At 69.5% G+C, this 16,111-nt stretch carries 16 protein-coding genes; 11 read left to right on the top strand and 5 right to left on the bottom strand.

Annotation, left to right across the window (positions count from 1 at the left end):
• The first annotated feature begins 72 nt into the window (after positions 1–72).
• Both ASD69_RS15250 and ASD69_RS15245 read left to right on the top strand, forming a co-directional pair.
• The gene (locus ASD69_RS15250) at positions 73–441 is read left to right on the top strand and encodes a hypothetical protein (protein ID WP_056180051.1); all 369 of its coding nucleotides are present in this window, start codon (positions 73–75) and stop codon (positions 439–441) included.
• A 38-nt stretch (positions 442–479) separates the two neighbouring features.
• A complete protein-coding gene (locus tag ASD69_RS15245; protein ID WP_056180050.1) occupies positions 480–1,082 on the top strand; it encodes an LON peptidase substrate-binding domain-containing protein in 603 nt (200 codons plus the stop codon).
• Positions 1,083–1,250: 168 nt separating this feature from the next.
• Here the strand turns inward: ASD69_RS15245 and ASD69_RS15240 are convergent, their stop codons facing one another.
• Positions 1,251–3,272: a bifunctional DedA family/phosphatase PAP2 family protein gene (locus tag ASD69_RS15240; protein ID WP_056180047.1), complete on the bottom strand. Its 2,022-nt coding sequence runs from the start codon at positions 3,270–3,272 to the stop codon at positions 1,251–1,253.
• A gap of 247 nt (positions 3,273–3,519) precedes the next feature.
• Between ASD69_RS15240 and ASD69_RS15235 the strand changes: the two genes are divergently transcribed.
• Positions 3,520–4,161 carry a serine/threonine protein kinase gene (locus ASD69_RS15235; RefSeq protein WP_235567240.1) on the top strand — a complete coding sequence of 214 codons (642 nt, stop codon included), beginning with the start codon at positions 3,520–3,522 and terminating at the stop codon, positions 4,159–4,161.
• A 96-nt stretch (positions 4,162–4,257) separates the two neighbouring features.
• The gene (locus tag ASD69_RS15230) at positions 4,258–5,103 is read left to right on the top strand and encodes an NAD(P)-dependent oxidoreductase (protein WP_056180044.1); all 846 of its coding nucleotides are present in this window, start codon (positions 4,258–4,260) and stop codon (positions 5,101–5,103) included.
• A 139-nt stretch (positions 5,104–5,242) separates the two neighbouring features.
• On the opposite strand, the gene ASD69_RS15225 is transcribed toward ASD69_RS15230, so the two are convergent.
• Complete coding sequence (locus ASD69_RS15225; protein WP_082576541.1) at positions 5,243–6,838, bottom strand: M20/M25/M40 family metallo-hydrolase; 1,596 nt, start codon at positions 6,836–6,838, stop codon at positions 5,243–5,245.
• Between the two features lie 150 nt (positions 6,839–6,988).
• Between ASD69_RS15225 and ASD69_RS15220 the strand changes: the two genes are divergently transcribed.
• The 6 genes from ASD69_RS15220 (at position 6,989) to ASD69_RS15195 (ending at position 12,918) form a co-directional block, all read left to right on the top strand.
• A complete protein-coding gene (locus tag ASD69_RS15220) occupies positions 6,989–7,387 on the top strand; it encodes a DUF350 domain-containing protein (RefSeq protein WP_056180041.1) in 399 nt (132 codons plus the stop codon).
• 2 nt (positions 7,388–7,389) lie between these two features.
• Positions 7,390–7,857, top strand: a complete 468-nt coding sequence (locus ASD69_RS15215) for a hypothetical protein (RefSeq protein WP_056180038.1) — start codon at positions 7,390–7,392, stop codon at positions 7,855–7,857.
• The gene (locus tag ASD69_RS15210) at positions 7,857–8,954 is read left to right on the top strand and encodes a glutathionylspermidine synthase family protein (RefSeq protein ID WP_056180035.1); all 1,098 of its coding nucleotides are present in this window, start codon (positions 7,857–7,859) and stop codon (positions 8,952–8,954) included. The genes ASD69_RS15215 and ASD69_RS15210 overlap by 1 nt, the downstream gene beginning before the upstream one ends.
• Positions 8,955–9,022: 68 nt before the next feature.
• A complete protein-coding gene (locus ASD69_RS15205) occupies positions 9,023–10,249 on the top strand; it encodes an acetylornithine/succinyldiaminopimelate transaminase (protein WP_056180032.1) in 1,227 nt (408 codons plus the stop codon).
• Between the two features lie 16 nt (positions 10,250–10,265).
• Complete coding sequence (locus ASD69_RS15200) at positions 10,266–10,700, top strand: HIT family protein (RefSeq protein WP_056180029.1); 435 nt, start codon at positions 10,266–10,268, stop codon at positions 10,698–10,700.
• Positions 10,701–10,806: 106 nt separating this feature from the next.
• Complete coding sequence (locus tag ASD69_RS15195; RefSeq protein ID WP_056180026.1) at positions 10,807–12,918, top strand: TonB-dependent siderophore receptor; 2,112 nt, start codon at positions 10,807–10,809, stop codon at positions 12,916–12,918.
• Positions 12,919–13,003: 85 nt separating this feature from the next.
• On the opposite strand, the gene hemL is transcribed toward ASD69_RS15195, so the two are convergent.
• Together hemL and thiE are read right to left on the bottom strand one after the other, a co-directional pair.
• Positions 13,004–14,287, bottom strand: coding sequence for a glutamate-1-semialdehyde 2,1-aminomutase (gene hemL, locus ASD69_RS15190; protein ID WP_056180024.1), 1,284 nt, complete (start codon positions 14,285–14,287; stop codon positions 13,004–13,006).
• A gap of 16 nt (positions 14,288–14,303) precedes the next feature.
• Positions 14,304–14,963: a thiamine phosphate synthase gene (thiE, locus tag ASD69_RS15185; RefSeq protein WP_056180020.1), complete on the bottom strand. Its 660-nt coding sequence runs from the start codon at positions 14,961–14,963 to the stop codon at positions 14,304–14,306.
• 70 nt (positions 14,964–15,033) lie between these two features.
• Here thiE and ASD69_RS15180 point away from each other — a divergent pair, with 70 nt between their 5' ends.
• Positions 15,034–15,225, top strand: coding sequence for a rubredoxin (locus ASD69_RS15180; protein WP_056180017.1), 192 nt, complete (start codon positions 15,034–15,036; stop codon positions 15,223–15,225).
• Between the two features lie 13 nt (positions 15,226–15,238).
• Here the strand turns inward: ASD69_RS15180 and ASD69_RS15175 are convergent, their stop codons facing one another.
• Positions 15,239–15,685, bottom strand: a complete 447-nt coding sequence (locus ASD69_RS15175) for a DUF192 domain-containing protein (protein ID WP_056181225.1) — start codon at positions 15,683–15,685, stop codon at positions 15,239–15,241.
• Positions 15,686–16,111: the final 426 nt, after the last annotated feature.

The raw sequence follows: 16,111 nt of genomic DNA, 5'->3' as shown, positions 1-16,111 counted from the left end.
CGCCCGTGCGCCGCATCCCGCGCCCGCCCGGGCGGCCCGTTTCGGCCTGGCAGGATGCATGGGCGGTATTGCATGACTTCAAACCACGACGACTTCGCCCAGCGCCTGCGCCATGCGCTGGACTATTCGGGTTTCGCAAAGGGCCGCGGGCGCATCGGCGCGCTCGCGATCCAGTACAACGTCAGTCGCGAGACCGCGCGCAAATGGCTGGCCGGTCTGTCGCTGCCCGAATTGCAGCGCATGATCGACATCGCCAAACAGCAGCGCGTGAGCTTCGAATGGCTGAGCACCGGCCGCGGCAGCGTCGACGGCAACGGCGTATCGGTGCGCGATGCCGGCGGCCATTACGGCGATCCCGACGAACTGCAATTGGCCGGACTGGTGCAGCGGCTTTCGCGCAAAAAGCGCCGCGCCCTGATCGATCTGCTGGAGCCGCATTGAGGCGATAGCGGCGCGCGCGGCGCGGGTACACTGGCGGCATGTCGACCGCTACCGACGCCGCAGCTTCCAGCCCGGAATCGCTGGGCCTGTTCCCCTTGCACACGGTGCTGGTGCCCGGCGCGGCGCTCGGCCTGCGCGTGTTCGAACCGCGCTATCTGGATTTGGTGCGCGAGTGCGGCCGCCGCGGCCGCGGCTTCGGGGTCTGTCTGATCATCGACGGCCAGGAGGTCGGCGCGCCGGCCAGCGCCGCCGCGTTCGGCACCGAGGCGCTGATCGAGGATTTCGGCGCCGACGCCGACGGCCTGCTGACCTTGCGCGTACGCGGTGCCCGACGCTTCCACGCGCGCCGCGTGCGGGTGCGCGACAACGGCCTGCAGGTGGCCGAAATCGAATGGTGCGCGCCCGATTCCGAGCAGGTACTGCGGCCGGAACACGGCTTGCTGGCGATCCTGCTGCAGGAGCTGATCGACCGCTTCGGCGGCGAATACGCGTTGGCGCCGCGCGTGCGCATGGAGGACGCCGCCTGGGTCGGCTGGCGCCTGGCCGAACTGCTGCCGCTGCAGCACGCGCAGCGCCAGGCGCTGTTGCAGATCGACGACCCGCACGAACGCCTGGACCGTCTGCTGGTCCTGTTGCCCTGAGCCAGCGACCGATGCCGGGTCGCCATACGATGCGCGTGCGGATGGGCCCTATGCCATCGCAAAGCCAGCCGTAGGATGCGATGAGCCGCCAGGCGAACCGCATCGCACCGCGTCACTCCGAACTGCATCGCGGCTCGCAGCGAAAGCGCCCAGCGCTCGCGCCCCGCCCTAAGGCGTGCGCGCCTTCACCGCCCCGGCATCGCCCGGTGCGACCGTGCGCAAGCGCAGCACCGGCGTGCCATGGAACCCGGTCGCCTCGATCGCGCTGAATTCCTTCAATGCCGCGCGCACGGTCGCGTGCGCGCGTGCGTCGTCGCTGGTCGGCAGCCACAACGCGGCCGCATCCAGGGGCTTGTTGAGTCGCAGCACCTGGCTGGTGCCCAGCCACAGCGGCGTGCCGTCCTCGAACGTCGCCGGCGCCGGCCACAGGCGCAGCGCGTATTGCTCGTCGGGGCGCGCGCCCGCGCGCAGCAACAGCAGGGATTCGGCCTGCGCATCCAGCGTGGCCGGCAGTACCGCCTGTTCCAGCGGCGGCGCGCTGTCGTTGAGCAGGGCGATCGTGGCCAGCCAATCGGCCTGCGGCTGCACCCGCCAGCCCTGCGCGATCAGGCTCGCGCGCAGCGGCTCCAGCGGGCCGGCGACCTGCAGGTCCAGCGGCCAGCGCCGGCGCAAATCGCGTTCGTTGCGATGCTCGGGCAGGGTCGCCCAATCGCGTCGCCACCAGTCGTCGATCGCCAGTACGCGGGTGGGCGCGGCCGCGGCGAACTTCGCCAGCAGCGCGTCGGCCGAGCGCGGCGCATGCCACAGCGCGGCGGCCGCGAAGCTGCCGTAGAACAGCCAGGCCAGCGGCCGCATCCAGAACGAGCGCGCTACGTGGCGGCGATAGGCGATGCCCAGGATCAACAGCCAGACGATGCCGAACAGAGTGCCGCCGACCAGGTCGCTGGGCCAGTGCGCGCCCAGGTACAGGCGCGCGAAGCCGACCAGGGTGGTCACCACGCCCGCCAGCAAATACGGCCACACGCGTTGCCGCCCCGGCAACTCGCGCGCGATCAGCACCGCGAAGAAACCGAACACGATCGTGGTCATGGTGACCGCGACCGAGGGGAAGCCGAAGCCGGCCGGCGCGGTCGGCGGACGCGGCATGTCGATCGCCGCTTCCAGCAGCGAGGTCAGGGCCAGGCCGAACACGATCGCCGCGACCCAGTGCGCGGCCGCCATCCAGCGCCGCCGCCACAGCAGATAGCCCAGCGCGACCAGCGCCGCCGGCGCCAGCACCGCCGCGTCGCCCAGGCTGGCCAGCGCGGCCATCAGGCGGTCGGCCAGCGGATTGCGCAGGCTCCACATCAGTTCGTGGATGCTGTGATCCAGCGCCAGCGGACCGCCGCTGGCGAGCAGGGTCGCCAGCAGGGTGAACCAGACCCAGCTGATCGCCAGCAGGCACACCGCCAGGATCGCCAGCGAGGCCGACTCGGGCCGGTTCGGATCGATCAGGGCTTCGGCGTAGCGGCCCATGCGCGGATGCCGGCGGGTCCAGCGCAAGGCGCGCGCCAGGAGGTTGTTGGCGTGCGCGGCGAACCAGCGCCAGGTGTAGAGCACGCAGGCCCAGACCAGCGCCACCGCCACCAACAGCCCGCCCAGCACCAGGGCCAGACGGTCGGCGACCGCGGCCACCGCATCGTAGGACGCGCCCAGCACCCAGCCCGGGGCCAGGAACGCGGCCGCCCAGGCGATGCAGGCGAACAGGCTGGGCAGGGCGTAGCGGCGCGCCGGCATGTGCAGCATGCCCGCGATCGCCGGCACGAACGGCCGCACCGCGCCGACGAAGCGCGCGATCAGGATGCTTTTGCTGCCATGGCGGCGGAACAACTGCTCGCCGCGATCCAGCCATTGCGGATAGCGCGAGAACGGCCAGCGTTGGCGCAGCTGCGGCCCCCAGCGATAGCCGACCCAATAGCTCAGGCCGTCGCCGGCGAAGGCGCCCGCCGCCGCGCAGGCCAGCGCATAAGGCCCGCTGATGTGGCCCAGACCGACCAGTGCGCCGACCGCGAACAGCAGCGGCAGGGCCGGCACCACGATGCCCGCCAGGATCAGGGCATCGCAGAACGCAATCAGGAAGATCACCGCGCCGGCGGCGGTGGGGTTCGCCGCGATCCATGCGGTCGCGCTTTCGAGCCAGGCTGAATCCATCGCTCGATTATAGGAGCCGGGATTGGCGATTCGGGATTCGGGATACGCAAAAGCGGCGATGCATGGCGTCGGTACACTGGGCTCATGACAGTTGACATCGCCAAGGGCCGGGATTCGGGATTCGCGATTCGGGATTCGTAGAGCGCCGCCGCGGCGCGTCGGTACACTGGCCTCAGCCTGCCCCGGACCTTCGACACAGCGCCCTCCGCCTTTGCCAATCCCGAATCCTCCATCCCCAATCCCGGCCGTGGAAGTCGCCGCGCTCAAGGCCGACAGCTTCGGTCGCATCGCGCTGATGCGCGACGGCGACGGCCTGTTCGTGCGCCGCGACCTCGCCCACGTGCCGCTGTGGCTGCGTTTGCCGGCCTGGTGGCTGGCGCGGCGCGAGGCTCTGGCGCTGCGCCGCGTGCACGGCCTGGCCGCGCCGCAGCTGCTGCGCTGGGACGGGCGCCGGCTCGACCGCAGCTATCTCGACGGCGCCGCCATGTACCAGCGCCCGCCGCACGGCGATGTCGCCTACTTCCGGCGCGCGCGCCGCCTGCTGCAGCAACTGCATCGCAGCGGCATCGCCCACAACGATCTGGCCAAGGAGGCCAACTGGCTGGTGCTGGCCGACGGCGCGCCGGCGGTGATCGACTTCCAACTGGCGGTGCGCGGGCGCCCGCGCGCGCGCTGGCTGCGCCTGCTCGCGCGCGAGGACCTGCGCCATCTGCTCAAGCACAAGCGCACTTACTGCCCGCAGGCTTTGACGCCGATCGAGCGGCGCCTGCTCAAGCGGCCCTCCTGGCTGCGCCAGGCCTGGTTCGCGACCGGCAAACCGGTGTACCGCTTCGTGACCCGGCGCATCCTGCATTGGGAGGACAACGAAGGGCAGGGACCCAAGCCTTGACGGCAGGGATTAGGGGGTTGGGATTAGGGATTAGGATGTGGGCTTGCGGATGCTTGCGAATCCCTAACCTCCGATCCCTAATTCCGGCCTTCCACCATGACCAGCCTCTCCGGCAAGACACTCTTCATCACCGGCGCCTCGCGCGGCATCGGCCGCGCGATCGCACTGCGCGCCGCGCGCGACGGCGCCAACATCGCGATCGCGGCCAAGTCCGACGTCGCCAATCCCAAGCTGCCCGGCACCATTCACAGCGTCGCCGCCGAGATCGAGGCCGCCGGCGGCCGCGCGCTCGCGCTCAAGTGCGACATCCGCGAGGAGGACGAGGTCCACGCCGCGGTCGCGGCCACCGTCGACGCATTCGGCGGCCTCGACATCCTGGTCAACAACGCTAGCGCGATCTGGCTGCGCGGCACCCTGGACACGCCGATGAAGCGCTTCGACCTGATGCAGCAGGTCAACGCGCGCGGCAGCTTCCTGTGCGCGCAGGCCTGCCTGCCGCATCTGTTGAAGGCGCCCAACCCGCATATCCTGACCCTGGCGCCGCCGCCGAACCTCGATCCCAAGTGGTGGGCGCCGCACACCGGCTACACCCTGGCCAAGATGGGCATGAGTTTCGTCACCCTGGGCCTGGCTGCCGAGTTCGGGCCGCAGGGCGTGGCGGTCAACGCGCTGTGGCCGCGCACGGTGATCGCCACCGATGCGATCAACATGATTCCGGGCGTGCAGGCCGAACGCTGCCGTAGGCCCGAAATCGTCGCCGACGCCGCACAGGCGGTGCTGACGCGGCCGGCGCAGGGCTACCACGGCCACTTCCTGATCGACGACGAAGTGCTGGCCGCGCAAGGCGTCACCGACTTCGCGCCCTACGCGGTCGATCCGACCCAGCCTCTGCTGCCGGACCTGTTCCTGGACTCCGACCGCGCGCACCAGCCCCCGCGCTGAGTCCGCGCGCGCATCCGCCATCGCCTCCGTAGGATGCGGTGAGCGCAGCGAACCGCATCGCGTCGCATCGCCACGCGCCCGCGCAAGCGACGACAGCAGGGTGAGCGCGGCCCATCGCCGCGCCCACCGCATCGCCGCCTTACTTCTTCGCCGTCGCCTTTAGCGAATCCGACAGCGCATACATCAGGTCGACATAGAAGCGCTCGGCCTGCGCCAGCCCGGCGATCTTCGAACCGGCCTGCGGTTCCACCACCATGTACTCGTTGGGCGCGTGCGCGCCGCTGCCGTGGCCCAGGCCGCCGGCGATCATCGGCAGGCCCAGGGTCTGGGTGAACACGTAGTAGGGCGCACTGCCGGCCAGGCGCGGCGCGATGGTGGGGGTGAAGCCGTACTTGCGGTAGGTGCCGATCGCGGCGCGCGACAACGGTGCGTCCACCGAGGTCTGCGCCGGCGGATAGCCGGACAGCTGGCGCACCACGATGTCGTCGAAGCCCTGCGCGTCGAGCTGCTTGCGGATCAGGCCCAGCGCCTGCTCCGGGGTCTGGTTGGGCACCAGCCGCGAATCGACCTTGGCCACCGCGCGGTGCGGCAGGATGGTCTTGACGCCTTCGCCGGTGTAGCCCGCGACCAGGCCGTCGATGTTGAGGGTGGTGTCGAACAATTCCGACGCCACCGCCTCGCGCACGCTGCGCCCGTTCTTCCAGCGCGTCGCGCCCAGCACCTCCAGGGTCTTGGCCGCGTCCTGCTCGCGGTCGCGGATCAGGCCGTTGTACAGGCGCTGCTCCTCGGCGTTGGGCGGACGGATCGCGTCGCGATAGCCCGGCACCGCGATCTCGCCCTCGGGCGTGGTCAGGGTCGACAGCGCCTGCACCAGGCGCCAGGTCGGCGAATCCAGGGTCGCCGCCATCGAGCCGTGCACCTCACTCTTCTGCGAACCGCCGGTCTTGGCGTTGCCGCGCGCTTCCAGTTCGAAATACAGGATGCCCTTCACGCCCAGGAACATGCTGGGCTCGCCGTCGCGGCCCTGGGTGTTCATCGGGAAGAACACACCGTCGGCCTTGCGCAGTTGCGCTTCGTACTTGGCCACCACTTCCGGATAGTGCGGCGAGCCCAGCTCTTCCTCGCCCTCGGCCAGCACGATCAGGTTCACCGGCGGCTTGCCGCGCACCTTGATCATCGCCGCCAGCGCATTGAGAAACGCGCGCTGCGGGCCCTTCTGATTGGTCGCGCCGCGCGCCATCAACACCTTGCCCAGGCCGGGCTCGTCGACCAGCTCGCCCTTGAAGGCGTCGACCTTCCAGCCGGCGGGCTCGATCGGCTGCACGTCGTACATCATGTAGACGACCAGCGTGTGTTCGGCACCGGCGTCGTAGTAGCCGTAGACGCCAGGGTGCCCGGAAGTCGGCACCAGCGCGGTGTCGCGGAAGCCCAGGCCCTGCAGGTCGGCGCGCAGCAGCTCGGCCATTTCCTGGATGCCCTGGTTCTGCGCGCTGATCGACGGCTGCCGCACCCAACGCTGCAGCTGTTCCAGATCCTGCGCGCGGTGCTGTTCGAGGTAGGCGTAGATGTCGGCGTAGTCGCCGGTGTAGGCGGGCACCGAGGCGGCGTCGAACGCGGCGGTCTCGGTGATCGAGATCTTGGGCGCGGGCGCATTGGGCGGCGCCGCGGCGGCGGAGCCGGCGGCGAGCAGGGCGGACAGCAGACAGGCGAACGACGAGCGGCGCGGCTGGGTCATGAGCGTGGGGTCCCTGGAGTGGTCTGCCGATTCTGCGCGCGACCCCCGGTTCACCGCATGACGCAGCGCACAGTGCGTCCTGCCGCATTCCGCCTTGTCGCCCCTGCGCGGTCGGGCTAAGGTCTGCGGGCTTTCCGATCAGGGGTGGGAATGTCGTACTTGCAGGGTCTGCCGGCGTTCGCCGGTTATTTCGGGGTCGGGCTGGGGTTCGTCGCCTTGTTTCTGGCGGTGTACCTGCAACTCACGCCGCATCGCGAACTGCAGTTGATCCGCGACGGCAACCTCGCCGCCAGCACCGCCCTGGCCGGCGCGCTGCTCGGCTTCTGTCTGCCGCTGGCCAGCGCGATGGCGCATAGCCTCAGCCTGATCGATCTGGCCGTGTGGGGCGCGGTCGCGATGCTGACGCAGGCCGCCGCGCATGTGCTGACCCGCTTGCTGCTGCCGGGATTTCCCGCGCGCATCGAGCGCGGCGAGCAGGCCGCCGCGCTGTTGTCCGCCACCCTGCATCTGGGCGTGGGCCTGATCAACGCCGCGGCGATGACCTACTGACGATGGCGAAGAAGAAACGCGGCGCGTCACAGTACACGCCCACGATCACCCGCCCCGGCCCGCTCAAGCGCAAGCGCTCCTACGCGGTGCCCTTACTGTGGCTGGGCGCGGCCGGGCTGATCGGTTATCCGATCGTGCGCGATCTCACCGCCGAGCCGGTGCAGCGCGGCGGTTACGCCGATCGCTACAGCTGCGAATGCGACTACAGCGATCGCTGCACCTACGAGAACGGGCGCTGGTACGGGCCCTGGTATCCGCAGAAGGCGCAGGACCCACGCGACGAGCAAGCCGGCAACCGCTGCCGCCACCATCGCGGCTACTACGGCTACTACGGCTACTACGGCGGCTACGGTAGCTACGGCAATAGCGCCGGCTTGCGCAGCGACCCCGAATACCGCGCGCCGACGGTCGAACGCGGTTACCGCGGCGGTTTCGGCCGCACCGGCGCCGCGCACTCGGTCCGTTCCTGATGCGCCGCGAGCGTTGCGCGCCGCGGCCGGACTGGCGCGCGCGGGTGGAGGCACTGGGCTTCGACTTCCACAGCCTCGACGGCGCCTACTGGGTCGACGACGCCTGCTACCGCTTTCGCGAAGACCAGATCGACCGCATCGAAGCCGCGACCGGCGAGTTGCACCAACTGTGCCTGCAAGCCGTGGCTCACGTCGTCGAACGCGGCGATTACGCCGTGTTGGGCTTGAGCGCGCGCGCCGCCGAACTGGCCGAGCGCTCCTGGCGCGCCAAGGAGCCGGCGCTGTACGGCCGCTTCGATCTGGCCTACGACGGCTATGGCGAGCCCAAACTGCTCGAATACAACGCCGATACCCCGACCTCGCTGTTCGAGGCCGCGGTGGTGCAGTGGTATTGGCTGGAAGACACCGCCGCCGGCGCCGATCAGTTCAATCTGATCCACGAGCGCCTGGTCGAGCGCTGGTCGCAGGTGCTGCCCGCCGGCGCGCAGGTGCATTTCGCCGGCTGCCTGGAGGCGCCGGAAGACCGCGCGACCGTCGAGTACCTGCGCGAGACCTGCGCCCAGGCCGGCTACGCGACCCAATCGCTGGACATCGCCGAGATCGGCTGGCTCGATTCGAACTACGTCGATCTCGACGACCGCCCGATCGCGCAGCTGTTCAAGCTTTATCCCTGGGAATGGTTGCTGGACGAGCCTTTCGCCGAACACCTGCCGGCGGCGCCGACGCGCTGGATCGAGCCGGCCTGGAAGCAGTTGTTGTCGAACAAGGCCCTGCTGCCGCTGCTGTGGCGCATGTTTCCGGGCCATCCCAACCTGCTGCCGGCCTCGCACGATCCGGCCGCGATCGACGGCCCGCTGGTCGCCAAGCCGCGCCTGGGCCGCGAAGGCGAGGGCGTGGCGCTGTTCGAACGCGCCCCGCTGATGGCCGCGCCGGACACGGTTTACCAGGCTTATTCGCCGCTGTACCAAAGCGCCGCCGGCCACGCCGTGCTCGGCGCCTGGGTGGTCGGCGACGTCGCTGCCGGACTGGGCGTGCGCGAGGACGGCGACCGCATCACCCGCAACAGCAGCCGCTTCGTGCCGCACTGCTTCGACTGAACCTGCGCGCCAGCGCCGGCCGCCGACTTGGGCGAGAATATGCGTACTCCCCAACCGATCCCGCGTCGATGACCGCCTCCACCGAATCCCTGTTCGCCCTTTCCGAGCGCTACTACCTGCCGGTCTACCGTCCGCGCCGGATCGTGCTCGACCACGGCCAGGGCGCGCGCATCTGGGATCGCGACGGTCGCGAGTACGTGGATTTCGGCGCCGGCATCGCCGTCAACGCGCTAGGCCACGCCCATCCGGCGCTGATCGCGGCGCTGACCGAGCAGGCCGGCAAGCTCTGGCACACCAGCAACGTGTTCGTGAGCGAACCGCCGCTGCGCCTGGCCGAGGCGCTGGTGAGCGCGTCGGGTTTCGCCGAGCGGGTGTTCTTCTGCAATTCCGGCGCCGAGGCCAACGAGGCTGCGATCAAGCTGGCGCGCAAGTGGGCGACCGCGCAGGGCCGCGAGCCCGAGCGTCGCGCCATCCTGAGTTTCCGCGGCAGCTTCCACGGCCGCACCCTGGCCGCGGTCACCGCCACTGCCCAGCCCAAGTACCACGAGGGCTTCGAGCCGCTGCCGCCGGGCTTCCGCTACAGCGATTTCAACGATCTGGCCGCCGCCGAAGCGGCGATGGCCGACGGCGCGGTCTGCGCGGTGCTGGTCGAGCCGGTGCAAGGCGAGGGCGGCGTGACGCCGGCCACCGCGGAGTTCCTGAGCGGTCTGCGCGCGCTGTGCGATCGCCACGACGCCCTGCTGATCCTCGACGAAATCCAATGCGGCATGGGCCGCACGGGCCGCTTGTTCGCCTGCCACGGCTATGAGGTAGTGCCCGATGTGGTCACCTTGGCCAAGGCGCTGGGCAGCGGCTTCCCGATCGGCGCCATGCTGGTCGGCGCGCGCGCCGGTCAGAGCATGCAGTTCGGCGCTCACGGCACCACCTTCGGCGGCAATCCGCTCGCGGCCGCGGTCGCCAACGCGGCCCTGCGCGAGCTGTCGTCGCCGGCGCTGCTGGCCAATGTGCTGCGTCAGTCCGAGGCCTTGCGCGCGGCCCTGGCGGCGCTAGACGAGGAGTACTCGTTGTTCTCCGAAGTGCGCGGCCGCGGCCTGATGCTGGGCGCGCAACTGCGTCCCGAGCACGCCGGCAAGGCCGGCGAGATCCTCGACCGCTGCGTCGACCACGGCCTGCTCCTGCTGCAGGCCGGCCCCGACGTGCTGCGCTTCGTGCCGGCGCTGAACATCTCCGACGCCGACATCGGCGAAGGTTTGGCGCGCCTGCGCGCCGCGCTGGCGGCGTTCCTGGGCCGCTGATCGCCAAGCTCGGACGATGAGCGACGGCGACTGCGTCTTCTGCGCCATCGTGGCCGGCACCGCGCCGGCCGCGATCGTCCACGAAGACGCCATTGCCATCGCCTTCCTGGATCTGCGCCAAGCGGTGCCCGGCCACGTCTTGGTGGTGCCGCGCGCCCACGTGCCCAATATCTACGCGCTGGACGAAGCCACCGCCGCGCACCTGATGACGCTGGCGGTGCGCATCGCCAAGGCCCTGGCCGCCGACGTCGCGCCCGACGGCCTCAACCTCTGGCAGTCCAACGGCGAGGCCGGCGGGCAGGAAGTGCCGCATGTGCATCTGCATGTGCATCCGCGCCGTCATGGCGACGGCTTGCTCGACGTGTACCCAGCCGGAATTCCCGCGCCCACCGATCACGCGATCTTGCGCGTGCTCGCACACACCATCGCCGCACGCCTGTCCGCGTCCTGACGACGCGACACGGTCCGGCCTCCTTCGTCGCATACCTGTCCGGGCTGGCATCCGCTGCTTAACTAAACGATAATGATTATCGTTTGCATAAACAGCCGGAGACCCCATGCCCCGCTCTCGTATCACCCCGGCCCCCTTGGCCGTGGCGCTAATGCTCGCCCTGACCGCGCCCGCCGCGCTGGCCCAGACCTCTTCCAGCCCCGACGACGGTGACGCGGCGGCGGATCGGGCCACCACGCTGGACCATGTGGTCGTCGAGGGCGCGGCGGTGGAGGGCTACCAGGCCGACAGCGCCCGCAGCGCGACCAAGACCGACACCCCGATCTCGGAAACGCCGCAGGCGATCACGGTGGTGACCGGGCAACGCATGACCGACCAGGGCGCGCAGAGCGTGCAGGACGCGCTCAACTACGCCGCCGGCGTGCGTTCGGAAGCCTACGGCCTGGATTCGCGCGGCGACTGGACCCTGATCCGCGGCAGTTCGCCCAGCGAATACCTCGACGGCCTGCGCAACGCGTTCAACTACTACACCAGCAGCGCGCGCACCGATCCCTACATGCTCGAACGCATCGAAGTGCTGCGCGGCCCGGCCTCGATGCTGTTCGGGCAGGGCAGCACCGCCGGCATCGTCAACCTGGTCAGCAAGCGCCCGCAAGCGCAGACCCGGCGCGAGATCGGCGTGCAGGTCGGCAGTTTCGATCGCCGCCAGCTCAATGCCGATTTCACCGGTCCGCTCAGCGACGACGGCACCTGGTTGTATCGTCTGGTCGGCGTGTACCGCGACAGCGCCACCCAGGTCGACAATGTCGACGACGACCGCCGCCTGTTCGCGCCCTCGCTGACCTGGAAGCCCAACGAGGCCACCTCGCTGACCGTGCAACTGCGTTGGCAGCGCGATCGCACCGGTTCCACTTCGCAGTTCTTCGGCTGGAGCGGCCTGCTGGCGCCCAACCCGAACGGACGCGTGCCCGCGCATCGCTACATCGGCAATCCCGGCGATCACTACGACACCGACCGCAGCACCGCCGGCTGGTCGTTCGAGCATCGCTTCAACGAGAACTGGACGGTCCGCCAATCCTTCCGCGCCGCGCGCAACAAGGTCGATTACGCCAGCGTCTACGGCAATCCCTTCCTCAATCCGACCGATCCCTTCATCGATCCGCAACAACGCCTGCTGCCGCGCGAAGGCTGGTTCGCCAAGACCCAGGTGCGCATGCAGAACATCGACCAGCACGTCGAGGGCCGCTTCAGGACCGGCGCGATCGATCACCAGATGCTGCTGGGGCTGGACGCGGTGCGCTTCAAGCAGGACGAGGCCCAGTTGTTCGACAGCAACGTGCCGCCGGTGGACATCTTCGCTCCGGTGTACACGTCCTATACGCCGCCGGCGTTGGGCGCACCGGTCAAGACCCGCCAACGTCAGGTCGGCCTGTACCTGCAGGACCAGATGAAGTTCGGCGAGCATTGGATCGTGGTCGCCGGTGTGCGCCACGACCGGGTCAACAACGGGCTGGCCGGCGCCGCCGACGAAGACACCAGCGCCACCACCAAGCGCCTGGGCCTGATGTTCCACGATTGGGCCGGCTGGTCGCCGTACCTGAGCTACAGCGAATCCTTCACTCCCTTGGCCGGCACCAACGCCATCACCGGCGCGCGTTACACGCCGCAAAAGGGCGAGCAGGTCGAAGCCGGCCTGAAGTTCGAACCGGCCGGGCGCGATCTGAGCTTTAGCGCCGCCGCCTACGAGCTGCGCGAGGAAAATCGCCTGGTCCCCGATCCGCGCAACCCCAACACCAACATCCAGGCGGGCAAGACCAAGGTCAGCGGCGTGGAGCTGGAAGTCGGCGGCCGGCTGACCGAAACGTTCGACATCACCGCGCACTACAACTACCTGGAGAACGACAGGCAGCTCGAAGCCACGCCGCGCCACCAGGCCGCGGTCTGGGGCAAGCAGCGCTTCCGCATCGGCGGCCGCGAAGGCTACGCCGCCGGCCTGGGCCTGCGCTACATGAGCGCCTTCGACAGCCTGCCCGCGCCGACCACGCCGGCGGTGACCCTGGCCGATGCGATGCTGTCCTACGACACCGGCGTCTGGCGCTGGGCGCTCAACGTCAACAACCTGACCGACAAGCGCTACTTCAGCATCTGCATGGGCCGCGGCGACTGCTGGTTCGGCGCGCGCCGCAACATCGGCTTGAGCGTCAGCTACACGTTCTGACCGCAGGCGCCGCGAAACCAAAACGGGCCGACGTTCGTCGGCCCGTTCGGATTTCCGGCGCCGCGCATGCGCGGCGCGATGCGGATCACAGCGCGGCGAAACTCGCGCGCGCGGCGTCCAGCGTATGCGCGATCTCGGCCTCGCCGTGCGCGCTGGACAGGAAGCCGGCCTCGAACGCCGACGGCGCCAGGTACACGCCGCGCTCAAGCATGCCGTGGAAGAAGCGGTTGAAGCGCTGGGTGTCCGAGGTCATCGCGTCGGCGAAGCTGTTCACCGGCCCCTCGCGGAAATACAGGCCGAACATGCCCGGCGCGCGAGTGGTATGGAAGGCCACGCCGGCCTCGCGCGCGGCCGCTTCCAGGCCGTCGCACAGCGCGTGCGTGCCGCGCTCCAGCGCCTCGTGGAAGCCCGGCGCGCGGATCAGGTCCAGGGTCGCCAGGCCCGCGGCCATCGCCACCGGGTTGCCGCTCAAGGTGCCGGCTTGATAGATCGGGCCGCTGGGCGCGACCTGTTTCATCAGATCGCGACGGCCGCCGTAGGCGCCCACCGGCATGCCGCCGCCGATGATCTTGCCGAAGGTGCTCAGGTCCGGCTTGATGCCGTAACGCTGCTGCGCGCCGCCCAGCGCGACTCGGAAACCGGTCATCACCTCGTCGAAGATCAGCAGCGCGCCGTAATTGCTGCACAGGGCGCGCAGATGCTGCAGATAACCCTCGCGCGGCAGGATGCAGTTGGCGTTGCCGACGATGGGCTCGATGATCAGGCCGGCGATCTGATCGCCGACATCGTCGAACAAGCGCGTCGCCGCCTCGAAATCGTTGTAGGGCAGGGTCAGGGTCAGGTCGGCCAGCGCCGAGGGCACGCCCGGCGAATTCGGCAGGCCCAGGGTGAGCGCGCCGCTGCCGGCCTTGACCAGGAAACTGTCGCCGTGGCCGTGATAGCAGCCCTCGAACTTGACGATGCGCGTGCGCCCGGTCGCGCCACGCGCCACCCGGATCGCCGACAGCGTGGCCTCGGTGCCCGAATTCACCATGCGCACCATCTCGCAGCTGGGCACGATCGAAGTGATCGCCTCGGCCATGGTCACCTCCAGCGCATTGGGCACGCCGAAGCTCAAGCCGTCGCGCATGGTGCGCGCGACCGCGTCCAGCACCTGCGGATGGGCGTGGCCGGCGATCATCGGGCCCCAGGACCCGACGTAGTCGACGTAACGGTTGCCGTCGACGTCGTACAGATACGCACCTTCGGCGCGCTGGGCGAAGAACGGCTCGCCGCCGACGGATTTGAACGCGCGCACCGGCGAATTGACGCCGCCGGGCAGCAGCTCGGAAGCGCGGGTGAACAGGGCGTGCGAACGGGCGTTATTCATGGGCAGGCAGGGGTCTTCAGGTAAGAGGAACGGAATCGGAATCGGAATCGGGGGCGTCGAAACAGGCCCGGTAAGCGCGCGTCGCGGCGGCCGGATCCGGCGCGTCGAACACGCCGCTGATCACCGCCAGCAGATCGGCGCCGGCCGCGACCAGCGCCGGCGCATTGTCCGGGGTGATGCCGCCGATGGCCACCCGCGGTACGTTCAAATCCGCCGCGTCGCGCAGCAGCTGCGGCGATGCGCGGCGCGCATTGGGTTTGGTCGGCGACGGAAAGAACGCGCCGAACGCGACGTAATCGGCGCCGGCTGCGACCGCCGCGCGGGCGAGGGCGCCCTGGTCGTAGCAGGACACGCCCAGGATCGCGTGCGCGCCCAGGGCGATGCGCGCCGCCGCGATATCGCCGTCGTCCTCGCCCAGATGCGCGCCGTCGGCACCGATGCGCGCGGCCAGGCGCCAGTCGTCGTTCACGATCAGCGGCACCTGGTACTGCCGGCACAGCGCCAGCAAGGCGCGCGCCTGGCGTTCGCGGCCGGCGTCGTCGGCGGCCTTGTTGCGGTACTGCAGCCAGGCCGCGCCCGCACCGAGCACGGTGCCGACCCGCGCCAGCAGGCGCGCGTCGTCGGCTTCGTCGGGGGTGATCGCATAAACGCCGCGGCGCGGCCAGGATGAATGCATGACGGCGCTTCCGTGGGCGCGGCGGGGGTGGGACAATGCTTGTCCCGCAAGACAGCCATTATCCGCCCATATGTCCGAGATCGCCGCCGCTACCGTGTTCCGCACCTGGATGTGCGTCGTTTGCGGCTTCATCTACGACGAGGCCAAGGGCCTGCCGGAAGAGGGCATCGCCCCGGGCACCCGCTGGGCGGACGTGCCCGATACCTGGACCTGTCCGGACTGCGGTGTGACCAAGGACGACTTCGAGATGATGGAGCTCTGAGCGCCTAGGCGGTTCAGGGCTGGGGCAGACCGGGCCCGAAGGTCAGCACGGCGCCGTCCTGCAATTTCAGCTTGGCCGCCTGGCCGGCGTTGAGTTCCAGCACATAGCGCGCCGGCGCGGCGCTGGGGTAGGGCGGGCACTGGTTGCCGGCCGAGCACGGCGGCACGTCGCGCTGCTGCGACACCAGCTTGCGGTCGTTGTCGAAGTACAGGATATCCAGCGGAATTTTGGTGTTTTTCATCCAATAGGCCTGCGGTTCCTGGCGCTCGTGGATGAAGACCATGCCGCGGTCGTCGGCCATTTCCTCGCGGAACATCAGGCCCATGGCGCGCTCTTCGTCGTCGTCGGCGACTTCCACCGTATAGCGCTGCCCGGCCAGCTCCACCCAGGGGTCGGCGCCGCTGGCGCAACCGGACAGGGCCAGGCCGCAGCAGGCGGCCAACAGACGTAGCTTGGACATCGAGCGTTCCTTGTTGCCTAAGGGTGCGGCGACCATCGGGCAGCGCGGCGCGGCGGTCAAGTCGAATTATTTTCGCTGACCCCCTTCCCTATTCAGCTTGAGCTGTGCACAATGCGCGCCCCGCCGAGCTGCATGGATTGAGCGCGGCGGGGCGGATCGAAAGCGGCATCGAAAACGGTTGACGGATTCGAAGGCTGCTGTAAGATGCGCGGCCCACCAGACGGGACGGCTTTAGGGCCTGAACGCAACGGTGGGAAGCGGTAGAAAAAAGGTTTCGCAGGGTGTTGACGGTCGCGAAATCTGCTGTAAGATGTGCGGCTCCCTCGGGCACTTTGGTGACGAGGCTGGAACAAGGCGCTGAGGCCGGTTCCTACGATCTTTGACAGTGTGCGCAGGTGACTTGTGCGGGCGTCTGGCCGGTGGTGT

Source organism: Lysobacter sp. Root604 (genome assembly GCF_001427505.1).
In the GTDB taxonomy this organism is placed as follows: Bacteria; Pseudomonadota; Gammaproteobacteria; order Xanthomonadales; family Xanthomonadaceae; genus Lysobacter.
The sequence above is the reverse complement of the archived record's forward strand: the minus strand, read 5'-3'. Positions and strand labels throughout refer to the sequence as shown.